The following is a 14,649-nucleotide window of genomic DNA, read 5'->3' on the forward strand; positions in this document are numbered from 1 at the left end:
CGATCGCACTGCATAATCCCGGTGGCGCTACCAGCCAGCCATCGTGATCAGAGCCGGAAACTCTAATTCCCGGCGGTCCAAGGTTTGGTCCCAGAGCACAGAGCCGGAAACTCTAATTCCCGGCGGTCCAAGGTTTGGTCCCAGAGCATCAGAGCCGGAAACTCTAATTCCCGGCGGTCCAAGGTTTGGTCCCAGAGCACTGCGCATATGCCTCTAGCAACATCTGCAGGTATTCAGGGGCGCTTGAGGTCCCAGAGCTAGCCAGTGAAAAGATATCTTCGACCACATGGTCTCCAACTCAATCTCGATGCCGAGCTGTGCTGCAACCTTGATCGCCTGAGTTGGCTCCTTTTGATCCGGCTACAAATCCTCTTCGAGCAAGACCCCAACGTCGTTGTCTTCATCGACGGTGATTTCGGCCGAGCGCCCCCAGTCGTTCGCTTACGTGCATCGCGTCATCTAAGATTGCGCTTCTCATGAAAGGAACAATGTTGCGTTCGCTCAACTCAAGTCTTGGACGGTCATTGATTACCTGCATTTCAGGTTTGCTAGTGTCAGGTTTCGCTTCAGCGCCGATCGGCTGGAGCGACTTGCTTTCGTCTTCGCACCAGAACGCAGTGTCAAAAATGTCGACTGGCGAAGCGTCGCACGAAGGGCAATGCAACAGATTTTGGGCGATCTGAACGCCTGTGATTTTCTTATCACACTGTAATCAAAACCTAGTGGCTCGGGCGTGACGTTTTGCAAGTAATTTGAGGCGGCTGATTTGTACTGTTTCGGTCATATTCAGTTCCTAAATTGATCCGACCATGTGCCCGCTAATGGCCAGACCGTGCCTGTTGGCACAGTGCGACAATTCAGAAATGGAACGCTGGACATAGCTTTGCGTAGCGGGGATGCCGGTTCAATTCCTCAAGAGCTTCCTCTAGATCTACGACGACGATCTGACCTATAGGTCGATATATAGAGATCCCTCCTCGATGTCATGCAGGAGGGTGTCATCTGGATGAGGCAGCTGGTTCAACTGTGCGACGAGAGCCAAAGTGGTAGAGCGGCGGGTCAGCATCAGGTAGGTCGAACCGCTGCTGCGTGCGGCATGCCATGCGCCTGCTTTCATACACACGCCTCGCCCCGGCTCAATGTGGAAGGCCCGCGCGTTGAAAGATCTGGCCCTCCTTCCTGTCCGGACAAGGCGACAATCTGTATGATCGAGCCTAACAGTGGCACGACAGCTTGTTCCGGGCAGGACATGTTTCTCCAAAATGGTAACCGATGGATCGTCATTGCGGTAGTTGACCCATAGGATCTCAACTTCACCACCGTTTCTGCTATCGAAAAGATGTTCCTGCCAGAAATCCGGCGGCGTTCGAGGACGCCGATGGATTTCCAAGGCCTGGATAAGTGTTCCCCAGCATAACGCCGAAAGGAGCGAAGACCGCTGGCGAAAGGGCTTCGACATTGAGCGTCACGGCTGGATGATCAGGCATTGGTCATGTCCTTTCGATCACGGCCTGTGGAGTCACGTCGCAGGCCCAGAAGACCGGCACTTCGCCAGGCTCGATCCGCACGGAAGAGCCGTAGTCTGGCTTGGCAATATCTTCGATGCCGATTTCCGTCGGATCACCGATATGCGGGGGCACCGTGGACGGAGGGGAAGCGGCCGGTGATCTGAATCGCCTTGATCGCATCATCAGGTTTCATGGGACGCATCGAGACGACCAGCGGGGCCGAAAAGACGCCGGTCCGAGCGGCTTTTATCGACGTCCGATACATCGGCACATTCCTGCCGTCCTCAATATGCCGAACCGGCGCATTGGCCGCGAGAAACGCTTCCTCGAACGAAAACGAGCAGCCGGTCGCGAATGTCACGAGATCGTCGAGCCGGATATCGTTGATGTCCTTCAGTCAGGCGACAAGGTTGCCGTTCTCCCAGACGCGGTAGCGTGGCAGGTCGGTGCGGATGTCGAGGTCGTGGCCGAGCGCCGTAATCATCGGCGCACCGGTATCCGACACGCCGACCAGCGGGCAGGGTTTTGCGTTTCTCTGGCAGAACAGCAGGAAATCACAAGCGAGATCGCGCGGCAGGATCGCTAAGTTGGCCTGGACGGAGCCGGGTGCCAAATTGGCGGTCACCGGATAACGCGCCGGCGCGGGCCTCAAGGCGGCCGAGATGGGCGGCGGAGCCTGCAGCGAACGCCATGTTCACGTGGTCCTTGCGTTCAATGCCTGTTCGATGGCGAGGCCGACTGAGAGGATTTTTGCATCCGTCATCGGGCCGCCGGCAATCATCAGCCCGACAGGAGCTGTTTCTGCCGCATGGCAGGGCACCGAAAGCCCGCAGCCGTCGAGGAAGTTGATCATCGTCGGGTTGCGCAGCATCAGCCCGTTGGTGGCAAAGAAGGTTGCGTCATCGGCTTCAAGCGGCGCGACCGCGGGTGCGACGGTCGGCACCGTCGGCAAGATGACGGCATCGAAGGCCGCAAGTTTTGCATTTACGCCCCGTTGCCAGACGGTGCGCGCCTCGAGCACATCGAGATAGTCAGCGGCACTGATGTCGCGTCCACGCAGGATGCGGCCACGGACGCGCTGGTCATAGGTGTCGCCCCGAGTTTCGAGCAGGCTACGATGCGAGTGCCAGGCTTCTGCGGCGATCAGTCCGCCCCTGGCGTTGATGGTGGCGAGCTGCGCGAATTCCGGCACGTCGATCTCGACGATCTGCGCTCCCGCCTTTGACAGGAGACTGAGGGTCGCCGCAAAGGAGGTGGCAACATGTTCGTCAAGGCCGTCGAGGACGACGGATTGGGGTACGGCCAGCCTCAGGCCAGCCAGCGGTATCTGTGCGATGTTACGCTCAGTCTCGCCGGATATGATGGCGTCGATCATAGCGCAGCAGGTGACGCTTGCGGCAATCGGACCGATAGAATCAAGCGACGTAGACAGCGGCAGGACGGCGTCGCGGCTGACGCGACGGGCGGTCGGTTTGAAACCGGTCAGGCCGCACAATGCTGCCGGAATACGGATCGAGCCGCCGGTATCGGTGCCGATTGCGGCAACCGCCATGCCGTCGGTAACAGAGACCGCAGCGCCGGAGGAGGAGCCGCCGGGGATGCGCCCGGTCGCCCGGTCGTAGGCATTGAGCGGTGTGCCGTAATGCGGGTTCAGACCGAGGCCGGAAAAGGCGAACTCGCTCATATTGGTCGTGCCAGTGATAACCGCGCCAGCGCGGGCAAGCGCCTGCACCACCGGTGCGTCGGCGGTGGCCGGTGCCGCAGTCTTGTTGGCGACGCTGCCGGCAGTGGTGACTTCGCCGGCGAGATCGAAGAGATCCTTGACTGAGATTGCGACACCTTCGAGCGGTGATCTCACCTGGCCGACACCACGCATCAGGTCGGAGGCAGCGGCCATCGCGCGGGCGCGGGCATTGTTGCGACGGATGAAGGTCGTTGAACCCTGACCGGCCGGATCATCGATCGCCGCAATTGCAGCGTCGACCAGTTTCCGGCTGGTGGCCTGCCCTGAGGCAAGCGATAGGGAGACTTCGGCAAGCGTCGGAAAGCGGGTCATATTACTGGACCTCGGGCAGGGCTTCGATCGTGTAACTATGTCGAATGCTGCGGTTCATGACCGGATCGAACAGTTCCATCGTGAAGCGACCGGATGGACGAATGCCACCGATGGCGCCGACTGTTCCGCAGATCATCCCTGTCTTTTCCGGCAGCGCGGCGTCGCCGCCGGTGAGGCCGCCGATCAGATCCTGCGGCGTACGCAGGCTCGACAACTGACCTTCCTGATAAAGCGTCTCTATGCCGTTCTCATCGATCCAGGAACGGATGATCAGTTGATCCCAGTGATCGGCAACCTCGGAAAAGGGCCATGCTGTGCCGGCGATCGGTTTGGCGCAGATCTGTTTCGAAAGGGCAACGCTGTGGGATTCGAGTTTGCGGTCGGTATGGTCGGAGGCGAGCGAAACATAGAGATCCGCGCCGGAGCGGAAGATGAAGGTCTCGACCTCGCCGGAGCTTTCCGTGCCGACTGCCTGGATTACGTCCGCCTGGACGGCGCTGTTTTCGGATACGCGGTAATAGAGCGGCACGGTGCTCGGACGCGGCACGCCGATGGCGGCCAGTTCCTCGATATGATGGTCGATGGCAGCCCGGTCACGGCCGGCCCAGCCTGCGACGACGAGCTGGTCGATCTCGATGTCAAGTTCGGACTTGGACGATGAAGTTTCGATCGTGAAATGCAGTTTCATTGGATGTATTCCGGATTTAAGTTCAGGCGAATGGGATCAGTTGGCGAGGCTTGGCAGATAGAGCGCGATCGAGGGGAAGATCGAAAGCAGCACGATCAACAGGGCCATCGCGCCGACGAAGGGCAGCGAGCCGGTGATGACTGGCGTCATCGAGCCACTTTTTCGAAGGCTGTGGACGACGAAGAGGTTCAGGCCGACCGGCGGCGTGATGAGGGCGGCTTCCACCAGAACGATGATCAGGATGCCGGTCCAGATGGCATCGAAGCCGAGCGCCAGCATGATCGGGGCCACGATCGGGATCGTGGTGATCATCATCGACAGCGATTCCATGAAGCAGCCGAGGATGAGGTAAAAGACGACAACGACCAGGATCATCGCGACCGGCGACAGGCCAAGGCCGGAAATCGAACTGGTGATGACGTCGGTTATACCGGTGGCTGACATGACGAAGTTGAGGAAGCCTGACGCGATGATGATCAAAAGGATCATTGCAGAGGACTTCATCGTGCCTTCGATCGATTCCGCCAGCATGGCAAACGACAGCCGACCGAAGCATGCGGCGAGGATCATCGCGCCGCTAACGCCGAGCGCAGCCGCCTCCGTTGGGGTTGCAAGGCCCGCATAGATAGAGCCGACGACGAGCAGGAAGATGCCGAGCGGTGGTGCGAGATGGACCAGGCTCGAGAAGCGCTTTCTCCATGTGCTGTTGACCCGCGCGCCACCCCAGGCAGGGAAGATCACGCAGCCCGCTATGATGGTCAGCATGAACAATGCCGTCAGCAGCAGGCCGGGAATGATGCCAGCCAGATAGAGTTTCGGTACTGATGTATTGGTCAGGACGCCGTAGAGAACCATGTTGATTGATGGCGGGATGAGAATGCCGAGCGTGCCGCCTGCGGCGAGGCTGCCGAGGAAGAGCGGTTCATTATAGCCGTGCTTCCTGATCTGCGGGATCGCGACCGTACCGACGGTCGCTGCGGTTGCCACGCTGGAGCCGGAGGTTGCGGCAAACAACGCGGACGCGCCGATATTGGCGTGCATCAGCCCGCCGGGAAGCCACGAGAGCCACAGGCTCATGGCGCTGTACATGCGCTCGGCAAAGCCAGCGCGCAGCAGGATCTCCCCCAGCAGAATGAACAGGGGTATGGCAACGAGTAGGAATTCGTTATTGGTGCTCCAGGCCAGCTCGCCGATGGCACGGGTGAGCGGCAGCATGGAATAGGCCGGATCGAGAACGAGGCCGAGAACGCCGAGAGCCGCAGCGACAGGTATGGACAGGCCGATCAGGACGAGGAGGAGGATGAGCGTGGTGGCAATCATTTGCGTTCTCCTTCGATCAGTCGCTCGCCGGCTGCGGCTTCTTCCTCGGCTTCTTCCTGGGTGGAGCGCACGCCAGCAATCGCCTTGACCACCTCGATATCGCCGGTGATGAGAGCAACGGAGGCACGCACGAGCATCAGCGCGAGGATCAGGCACATGAAGACGAGGCCGGCGAACCAGAGTCCCTGCGGAATGGCAAGGGGGGTGCCGAGCGGCGTGTTGGCTTGGGAATTGTTGCTGATAGACTCAGCCACGACACCATAGCCGTAGGAGGTGACGAAGCCGATGAAGACGCCGAGGCAAACCAGCGAGAGCCAGTCCAACACGGCGGAGAGCCTGACCGGCAAATATTGGTAGAGGACGTCTACGCGCACATTGGCGCGCTGCAGCGTGGCGTAGCCGAGCGACCATGTCGTGCTGATGGCGAACGCATAGCCCGACAGTTCATCGGAACCGCCGACCGTCCAGCCGGTGAACTTGCGAAGCAGCACATCGACGGTGATCAGCAAGACGCTGGCGATCGTCAGGGCGCCGCTGGCAAGCACTGCCCAGCGGGCGGCTTTCTCGGCATAGCCGTAGAGGCAGGTGAAGAAGGAGATTGATCCTGTCATGATCGTCGGTCCGGCTTGAAGAAAGAGTGGCATGGCCGCGCATCCGCACCAGCCATGCCGTGTAACGGGTGAGGCTTATTTCGCGACGGTCAGGCCGAGCGTCTTTCCGATCGTTTCGTTGAAGCCCTTGACGCAGTCGGCCGAGCAACGGGCGGCCCAGGTCGGCAGGATCTTATCCTTCAGCGTCGCATTCAGCAGCGCCTTGTCCTCTGCGGTAGGCACGACGAGCGCCATCTTGCCCTTGATGGCTTTCGTGCAGGCGGCAGCACCGGTGTTGCAGTCGTAACCTTCCTGGGTCTGCGTGTCGGCTGCCTTCCAGATGTCACCGATCATCGTATTGATGTTTTCCTGGAGGAAAGCCTGGACCTTCGGGTCGAGCTTGTCCCAGACGGCCTGGTTGACCGCGTGGATCTGCTGGTTCCAGTTGATCGGCAGGGCCAAGAGATGGGTCGATACTTCATACCACTTGGCCGAATAGCCCGAGAGCGAGCCAGTGATCGCGCAATCGACCACCTTGTTCTGCAGTGCCGGAACGACTTCGCCGAAGGCCATCGTCACGCTGGTGCCACCGAAGGCTTCAACGAATTCAGCCTGAGTGCGGCCTGAGGTGCGGACCTTCTTGCCCTTGAGGTCGGCGAGACCCTTGATGTCTGCGTTGCAGAATATCACCTGGGCCGGATAGGTCGATATGCCGAGCAGCTTGACCTTCGAGCCTTCGCCGTAGAACTTTTCATAAATCGGCTGGAAGGCTTCCGTCACCTTGCGGGCGGTGGCTACATCGGGAGCCAGGCCGGGGAGGTCGATCGCCTCGTTGATCGGGTTGTCGCTGGCAAAATACGAGAGTGTTGCCGTTCCGAAGGGAACGACGCCTTGCGACATGAGGCGCATCAGTTCCGGCCCCTTTAGACCCATTTCGTTGAAGCCCTTGATCGTGGCGGTGATCTGGCCTCCGGATTTCTCCGGAATGGTCTTGTTCCAGAAGGGCTGTTCGAACTGCTGGTAGGCGGTGAGGTTGCTCAGTCCGCCGACGATCTGCAACTGGGTCTTGGGCAAGTCCTGGGCAGCGGCTGCGCCGGCAACGAGGAAGGCGGCGGCGAAGGAAAGTAGTTTCATGTCGTTCCCTTTTCTCTTTTGGTTCGATTTGTCGGAACACGAGAAAAGGCGAGCGTTAGTTCGAGACGAGCAAATGCGACGAGACAACGTCCCGATTGCCTCCGACCCGGCGTGATGTCAGCCTGTTCCCATGCGTGCGATTTATATCGCTTTTGTTTTCAGGGATTAGATGTCGGAGCAGGCGGCTTGTCCAATCGTATGTTTGGAAGCGAGACATAAAGATAATTTATATCTCTTCGCTGCCCAGATCAGTGATGAGCACATTGCCTACGCTGTTGCGAGCCACCTGTTGCGCCATATGCGTGATGACCCGAGCGGCATGACTGTCCGGCCCATCTATCCAGCTTGCCGTAAAATGAAGATCGTTGAGAGGATCTGCCTCGACGTCCAATATTTCCAACTCGCCGCGGGCGATCTCGGCGCCGAGAAAGACGGGTGTGATGACGGCCGTACCAATACCGTCTAGGGCCATCTTGGCGATCATTGACAGGGATGCGCTGCCATACATGCGCGGGGCGGGGAAGCGGTAGCGTTGCAGGATGTCGCGCACCTGGCGATAGGGCGTACTGTTTGAACCATAGGTGATAACCGGCAGGGCGCAAATAGTTTCCACCGAAACGCTTTTTTCCGAAGAGTAAAGGCCCGGCTTGGCGATCCATGCAAGCGGATAGGTGCAGAGTGGCCGGTTGGCGACGCGGGGCTCCAGAACCGGTCCCATCAGAAAGGCGAGATCGATTCGCCGGCTCATCAGGTAAGACTGCAGCATTTCGCTGGTATCGACCTCGATCTCCAGCGTCAGATCAGGGTAAGCCATATGGATCTCGGCTATCAGCTTTGGCAACCATGTCTGGACAATCGTCTCGGCCACGCCAAGATTGAGCCGGCCGCTCATCGTTGTGCTGTCCCGCGCCGCCTCGATCAGCCCGTTGCGGGCTTGAATGAGTTGTTCGGCATGGGCAAGGAGTTCTTGTCCCTTGGCGGTCAACCTAACCCCTCGCGCCGCTCGATCGAACAGCTTTACGCCAAGCGCAAGCTCGAGCGCAGCAATTCGCTGTGAGACGGCGGGTTGAGTTGTCCCGAGCTTCTCTCCCGCGGCTCGCAAACTGCCCAGTGCTGCAGCCCAGAAAAAGGTCTCAATGTTACGGAGATCAATCATCGCCGCAGCTAACCCCAAAGAATGTCTTTCGTCTATTGATCGTTGAACGAACAGGGAATTACGAGTTTCGTCCTTCGATTTTTTTCAAGGGCCATCCCAAGTCGTTGAATCTCAGGCCTCCACGCTTCATTAAAATCGCTTGTGGAAGATTCGAACCTCATCAAGGCGTCTATTTCGAAATTCCTCGTAACAGCTAGGTCCTTGCCGCCGAGACGGTAGCTTTGGCCAGCAGTGGCACCCAGGGAGCGGATCCCGACACCAGAATACAAGTTGATTCGTTGGAGGCCGAGCTGCACTCAAATCCTTATGTCGGAAATAGCCTTTACGCCATCGTATACTTAACGGCAACGAAGGCACACCATGACGCTGGCCGCGGTTTTCCTTCACGCTCGGACGATTGTCGCCCATGGTTTCATCGTCTCTGAACGCAATTCGCAATGATGGTCGGAGGAGATGGCGTGGCGGGGAATGTGGTACAGGCTGACGATGGGATCATGGATGGAGACGAAGCATGGTAAATGTCGCCTCGACTTGAAGCGTTTCATGATCCGCGCTCGCCGCCGGATTGGCTGATGGGAGTTCTCCGCCCGATTATTCAGGCCCTTGTGAGTGATGCTCGACACCCGGCATGATTTCTCGCTTTGCGGCATCGCAGGAGCGAAGTTTGTCAATGACCATCACCCGCAGCGCTTGTCCTTGGCCCTTCAACAGCTTGCGCATCAGGCGCTTGACCGCTTTGGCATTGCGGCGGCTTTGCACGAGAACGTCCAGCACGAAACCGTCCTGATCCACAGCGCGCCAGAGCCAGTGCTTCTTGCCACGGATCGAAACGACGGCCTCATTGAGATGCCACTTGACGCCGAGCCGATCAACTGAACGGCGGCGGATCTCGTTGGCGAAGGTCCGCCCGAACTTCTCCGCCCGAAGCCGGACCGTTTGATGCGAGACAACGACTCCGCAGGCAGTCAGCAGATCCTCGATCATTGGCAGGCTGTGAGGGACGCGGAAATAGAGCCACACGGCGTGGGCAATGATTTCATCGGGAAAGCGATGGCGGCGATATAGTGAAGGGCTGACGGCAGGCAGTCATTCCATGCAGGACAGCGGAACCGCGATCCGTAATGCGGCAGCAAACGTGCACATGCTTGCTCGCGAAAGCCGCTGAAGCGCTCGGCGTCGCAGGCGCCGACGCTGCTACCACGGGAAATGTCACCATTGTCGCAGCCGATGGCCGCAGCCTTGCGGATGGCGAGATTGCCGCGGCAGTATCGCTGCATGTGGAGGCTTTGCCCAACGCACCTCTTCGCCAGAAGAGCCAGTTTCGGACGATGGGTTTCAACTTGCCGCGCTTGGATATCCCGGCAAAGACGACCGGGGGCAAAGCGTTCATACAGGACATGCGCCTGCCGGGAATGCTGCATGCCCGGGGCATTCGCGGTCCAAGCATAGGCACACGGCTGGAGCTTTCGCCAGATACCGAAATCGAAGCCATGGACGGAGTCATCAAGTTCGTCCGTAATGGCGACTTTGCGGCGGTCGTCTCCCGGCGGGTCAATCGCTCCCTCGTGCGCGTTGGCGTGGCTGAAAGACGATCTGTTGACTATCTGGACACACAGTCAGGGGACGTTCGACGTCAGGCGGCGGAGCTCCTCAATAGCCCTATAGAAACCATCCGCGCCATCCACGTTGAAGGCGCTGGCTGTTATGAACACAACGGAGCGGACGACGTCGGTGCGGAAGCCGCCCTGATCGCCGCGTCGATCCCGGGCAAGCCTATCCGGTTACAGTGGATGCGCGACCAAGAGTTCAGCTGGGAACCACTTGGTTTGGGAATGGTGACGGAAGTCGAGGCCGCCGTCGATGCCGGCGACCGGATTGTCAAATGGAACTACGATGTCTGGAGCAATCCTCACAACAACCGGCCGGTCGTGGCAGGCGGCATACTTGTTGGAAACGAGGTGTCGCAACCGTTTCCTCTCCCAGAGGGCAAGCCAATCCCAATGCCGGAAGGCGGCGGCAGTCGCAATTCTAACGCGCTCTAGGATTTGCGGAACACCGATGCCATCTATCACTTCATCAAGGACATGCCGATAAGGGTGTCTGCGCTAAGGTCGCTTGGGGCGCACCTGAACGTGTTTTCTATCGAGAGCATGTTTGATGAACTTGCATTGAGGGTTGGAGTAGATCCGCTGGATAGGCGGTTGGCTCACATGGCCGACAACCGCGCAGGAAACGTCATGCTGACCGCCTCGGAAGCCTTCGGCTGGAAAACTCGAAAGAAGACTTCGCCGCTGCAAGGGTTCGGTATGGCGTTCGCGCGTTACAAGAACCTGGGCGCCTATTGCGCAGTCTTCATGGAAATCAAAGTCGAGCGCGACACGGGGCGTCTGAAAGTCCGAAGGGTTCAGGCCGATGTGGACTGCGGCGAGGTCGTTCCTCCGGACGGCATTCAAAATCAGGTTGAAGGGGCGATCATTCAATCCTTGAGCTGGTGAACCCGCAAAGCATCGGGAAATGACGGCGTTCTGCGCACAGCTTTCGATTGGAGCACCTCGGGGAAGATATCCGTGAAGGCGATACGAGAGGCGTCGTCGATACAAACGTGGACATACTCCCAGCCGACACCGCGTGAGTTGCTCTGTCCGGTTCGGTCGCCGGTGATGCGGTGGCCGACGCGCTTGAAACGACCGAGACGCTTGATATCGAGATGGATCAGTCCGCCTGGCTTTGCATATTCGTAGCGAACTACCGGTTGCGCCGGTTCGATATCCTTCATGCGCGATAGACCCGCGCGCTTGAGAACGCGGCTGACGGTGGCGGGTGACACGCGCGTTTCCAGAGCGATGTGCTTGCCGGTCAGGCGCTGGCGGCGAAGCGTGATGATGCGCTGCGCCAGCGCCTGATCCGTCTGCCGTGGGCTTGTTTGGGGATGCGACAAGCGATCGGCCATCGCAACACGTCCACCCTGCTCAAATCGCTTGACCCAGCGCGACACGACCTTTACGCAAACGGCGTAAACGCGGGCAGCTTGCGTCTTCGTGAGTTTGCCAGAAAGAACGGCGATGGCCATTTCCGCTCGACGCAGCGGCGTCAGTCGGGCATTCTTATGGATGTTCATTCGGAGCGATCCTGGAATACTGAGGTGTGGTAACTCCAGTCTCCTAAATCTGCTCCGAATGGACAACCTCCTGAAAGCTCACATCTAGCAGATCAGTTTGGTACTTCGTCCCCCTGATCAGCATAGGCGCCGAAGGCTTCCTGAAGTGCCCGGACGAATATGCGCACCTTGGGCAATACCAGCCGGGTGGTGGGGTACACCGCCCAGATCGGCATGGTCTCGGGCGCGCCGTCGGCAAGAGTGACAGCTACAAGCCGCCCCGCCCGCAGGTCATCGCGGACGGCCCAGTGCGACAACAACGCAATACCGCCGCCGGCCAGGCAGGCGGCATGGCAGATGGCAATACTGCTTGAGGAAAAACGGGAATGGACGCGGATATGTTTTTCCCGCTCATTTTCCGGAGCCGTCTCGTTCCGCATCGTCCAATGAGTGACGCCGGTCAGCGGAAGGCAATCGTGCAACGCCAGATCGCCGACGAAAGCCGGCTGGCCACGCCGCTGAAGATAATCGGGTGCTGCTACCAGAAGCCTCGGATTGTCGGCCAGTTTTTGAGCGATGAGGCTGTTGTCGCGCAGATGAGCAATGCGGATGGCGAGATCGATACCAGTGGCGACGAGATCAGGAAGCGTGTCGGTAACCTCGAGCGAGATGCGCAGCTCAGGATTTGCCATCAGCAGACGGGGCACAAGTGGGGCCACAAATGTAAGGCCGAAGGCAGCGGATACAGAAACCCGCAGCAATCCGGCCGCGCCACGGCCATCGGATCTCAACCGTGATGTGGCCTCCATCTCGTTGTCGATGATCGAGCGGGCATAAGGCAGAAACGTTTCTCCTTCTGGTGTTAGCGACAACGCACGGGTCGTGCGGTGCATCAGCCGTATGCCCATCGATGTTTCAAGCGCAGCTAGCCGACGGCTTGCGGCCATGGCCGGTATGCCTAGCCGCCGGGCTGCTTCGGCAAGGCTGCCAGCGTCTACGGCAGTGGTGAAAACGCGCAAATCATCCGTATTCATTATAACCGTTTGCGATATTCGGGCCAAACATTCTGAACGACTAAAACTGATTCAGATTAAATTATAGGAAATTGGCTGACGAAAATACACTCGAGAGACATGAAAATGGAAACTTTAAAAAACTCGAAAGCATCACCCTTAGCCGGCGCCGCAAACGCAAAAGGAACCCATAAACTTGGCTTGCTGGCCATGGCGGCCGCGAGCGGCATCGCTGTTGCGAATATCTATTACAATCAGCCGATGCTGGGTATAATCGAGGCTGAGTTTTCTGGACAGTCGGCGGCGACCTTCATCCCGACCGCAACACAGCTCGGCTATGCGCTCGGCCTGTTTCTGCTGCTACCGCTGGGCGATGTCCTTCATCGAAAGCCGTTGATCGTCGGTCAGTTTGTCGTGCTCGCTGTCGCCTTGGGTCTGGCCGCAATTGCGCCGACAGCCTGGACGCTAGTCATGGCCTCACTTGTTGTTGGCGCCAGCGCGACGGTAGCGCAGCAGATCATTCCGTTTGCAGCGTCACTGGCAACATCAGAAAAGCGCGGTACTACAATCGGCACGGTTATGGCCGGCGTGCTGTCAGGGATCCTTTTCAGCCGCACGCTGTCCGGCTTTGTCGGAGAGCACGGCGGCTGGCGGGAGATGTTCTGGCTTGGCGTGCCGTTGGCTCTGGTCGCTGCCGTTATGATGTTTGTGACTTTGCCTCATCACCTAGCAACCTCTAGCATGCCCTATGGGAAGGCGCTCCGCTCGCTGGCGCATCTGTGGACACGCTTGCCAACGCTGCGCACAGCGACAGTCGTTCAAGCTGCTCTGTTTGCCTCATTCACAGCGTTTTGGACTATTCTAGCACTCTATCTCGAAGGACCGCGTTTCAATCTCGGAGCCGATGTTGCCGGTCTGTTCGGCATCGTTGGCGCGGTGGGCGTCTTTGCAGCACCGCTCGCCGGTCGCGTCGCCGATAAACATGGCCCGTCTTTCGTGGTGTGGGGTGGCGCCATACTGACCTTGGTAGCATGGGTAGTGTTCGGCCTTTGGGGCGCTATTGCCGGTCTAATCGTCGGTGTAATGGTGTTGGATTTCGGCATCCAAAGCGCGCTTGTCTCGAACCAGCACCTCATTTATGCGCTCGACCAGCAAGCCCGTAGCCGTCTGAATACCATCTTTATGACCGGCATGTTCCTTGGTGGCTCATTTGGTTCGGCAGTCGCCACTGTTGCGTGGAGCCAGGGAGAATGGACAGGCGTCAGCATCCTGGGTGGAACGCTCGCCATCATCGCGCTTCTGGTATTGGTCCTTGGTCACAATCGTTCAGGCGCTGCCTTCAGCAATCAAGAAGGACGCTAATCATGAAACCATTGCGTAATCGTATTGTCGGCGGCTCGCTTGCGGGCCTGTTCACCGCAATGTTGTTGCAAAATGACGACCATGATGTGCTGGTTTGCGAACGCTCCCATTCCGGACTGGCCGGGCGCGGAGCCGGACTGGTGCCCCAAGAAGACGTCTTTCACATGCTGCGCATGATCGGCGCAGATCATGCTGCCAACGTCGGCGTGATGGCCCGCGAACGGATCTACTTCAATGCTGATGGCTCGGTCGTCCAGACGCCGTCGATGCCCCAGATGCAAATCTCGTGGGACTTTCTCTACTCGGAAGTATTGGCACGTCTGGAAAACGGGCGGTACCAGACCGGCGTGCAGTTGAGGCCGTCATTGATGCCGACGATGGTGCCACCATAGTTTTTGCCGGTGTTTCATCCGAAAAAAGCCGATTTGGTGATCGGTGCGGACGGGCTTGGCTCAGGATCTGACGGCAATATCACCCCTGTCAGACGAACACAGCATCGCCTGAAGCTTTTGAAACGAAAAGGCAGGGTGCTAGATGACCGCAAATTTTACACCGATCACACGACGAAACGCATTGCTGGCCGCAGGCGCGGCAGCAGCCACCGCATCATTCTTCCCCTCACTGAGTCCTGCGCGGAGTATCTGCATCGCACCGTTGTTGATCTTGCGGAACGGCAAATCTTCGACGCGAATCTTTGGCAGTTGCAGAAACTTGTTGCGGCAAAG

General features: G+C 58.7%; 11 protein-coding genes and 4 pseudogenes. 5 read left to right on the forward strand and 10 right to left on the reverse strand.

Annotation, left to right across the window (positions count from 1 at the left end; all coding sequences use genetic code 11):
• Positions 1-1,502: 1,502 nt before the first annotated feature.
• From ASD54_RS26155 to ASD54_RS11790, 8 genes and pseudogenes are all read right to left on the reverse strand, one after another.
• Positions 1,503-2,200, reverse strand: a pseudogene (locus tag ASD54_RS26155) (putative hydro-lyase); the annotation flags it as partial.
• Between the two features lie 2 nt (positions 2,201-2,202).
• Positions 2,203-3,564, reverse strand: a complete 1,362-nt coding sequence (locus tag ASD54_RS11760; RefSeq protein WP_062554822.1) for an amidase — start codon at positions 3,562-3,564, stop codon at positions 2,203-2,205.
• 1 nt (position 3,565) lies between these two features.
• Positions 3,566-4,252, reverse strand: a complete 687-nt coding sequence (locus ASD54_RS11765; RefSeq protein WP_062554823.1) for a DUF2848 domain-containing protein — start codon at positions 4,250-4,252, stop codon at positions 3,566-3,568.
• Between the two features lie 36 nt (positions 4,253-4,288).
• Positions 4,289-5,572, reverse strand: a complete 1,284-nt coding sequence (locus ASD54_RS11770; protein WP_062554824.1) for a TRAP transporter large permease — start codon at positions 5,570-5,572, stop codon at positions 4,289-4,291.
• Complete coding sequence (locus ASD54_RS11775) at positions 5,569-6,216, reverse strand: TRAP transporter small permease (protein WP_200958464.1); 648 nt, start codon at positions 6,214-6,216, stop codon at positions 5,569-5,571. The genes ASD54_RS11770 and ASD54_RS11775 overlap by 4 nt, the downstream gene beginning before the upstream one ends.
• A 42-nt stretch (positions 6,217-6,258) precedes the next feature.
• Entirely contained in the window at positions 6,259-7,296 is a 1,038-nt protein-coding gene (locus ASD54_RS11780) for a TRAP transporter substrate-binding protein (protein ID WP_062554825.1), read from the reverse strand.
• A gap of 226 nt (positions 7,297-7,522) precedes the next feature.
• Positions 7,523-8,452 carry a LysR family transcriptional regulator gene (locus ASD54_RS11785; protein WP_062554826.1) on the reverse strand — a complete coding sequence of 310 codons (930 nt, stop codon included), beginning with the start codon at positions 8,450-8,452 and terminating at the stop codon, positions 7,523-7,525.
• Between the two features lie 492 nt (positions 8,453-8,944).
• Positions 8,945-9,472, reverse strand: a pseudogene (locus ASD54_RS11790) (DDE-type integrase/transposase/recombinase).
• A gap of 125 nt (positions 9,473-9,597) precedes the next feature.
• On the opposite strand from ASD54_RS11790, the gene ASD54_RS27275 reads away from it, so the two are divergent.
• Both ASD54_RS27275 and ASD54_RS27280 read left to right on the forward strand, forming a co-directional pair.
• On the forward strand, positions 9,598-10,494 hold the full coding sequence (locus ASD54_RS27275) for a hypothetical protein (protein ID WP_244484744.1): 897 nt from the start codon (positions 9,598-9,600) through the stop codon (positions 10,492-10,494).
• Positions 10,495-10,662: 168 nt separating this feature from the next.
• Complete coding sequence (locus tag ASD54_RS27280) at positions 10,663-10,947, forward strand: molybdopterin cofactor-binding domain-containing protein (RefSeq protein WP_244484745.1); 285 nt, start codon at positions 10,663-10,665, stop codon at positions 10,945-10,947.
• 56 nt (positions 10,948-11,003) lie between these two features.
• Here the strand turns inward: ASD54_RS27280 and ASD54_RS11800 are convergent.
• Positions 11,004-11,570 (reverse strand): annotated as a pseudogene (locus tag ASD54_RS11800) (leucine zipper domain-containing protein); the annotation flags it as partial.
• Positions 11,571-11,662: 92 nt separating this feature from the next.
• Entirely contained in the window at positions 11,663-12,583 is a 921-nt protein-coding gene (locus ASD54_RS11805) for a LysR family transcriptional regulator (protein ID WP_062554827.1), read from the reverse strand.
• 105 nt (positions 12,584-12,688) lie between these two features.
• Here ASD54_RS11805 and ASD54_RS11810 point away from each other — a divergent pair, with 105 nt between their 5' ends.
• The 3 genes and pseudogenes from ASD54_RS11810 to ASD54_RS27285 form a co-directional block, all read left to right on the forward strand.
• The gene (locus ASD54_RS11810) at positions 12,689-13,924 is read left to right on the forward strand and encodes an MFS transporter (RefSeq protein ID WP_062554829.1); all 1,236 of its coding nucleotides are present in this window, start codon (positions 12,689-12,691) and stop codon (positions 13,922-13,924) included.
• Between the two features lie 2 nt (positions 13,925-13,926).
• Positions 13,927-14,316 (forward strand): NAD(P)-binding protein, encoded by a 390-nt coding sequence (locus tag ASD54_RS11815; RefSeq protein ID WP_244484746.1) that lies wholly within the window; start codon positions 13,927-13,929, stop codon positions 14,314-14,316.
• 234 nt (positions 14,317-14,550) lie between these two features.
• Positions 14,551-14,649, forward strand: a pseudogene (locus tag ASD54_RS27285) (gamma-glutamylcyclotransferase); the annotation flags it as partial.

It is taken from the genome of Rhizobium sp. Root149, assembly GCF_001427345.1.
Taxonomy (GTDB): Bacteria; Pseudomonadota; Alphaproteobacteria; order Rhizobiales; family Rhizobiaceae; genus Neorhizobium; species Neorhizobium rhizoryzae.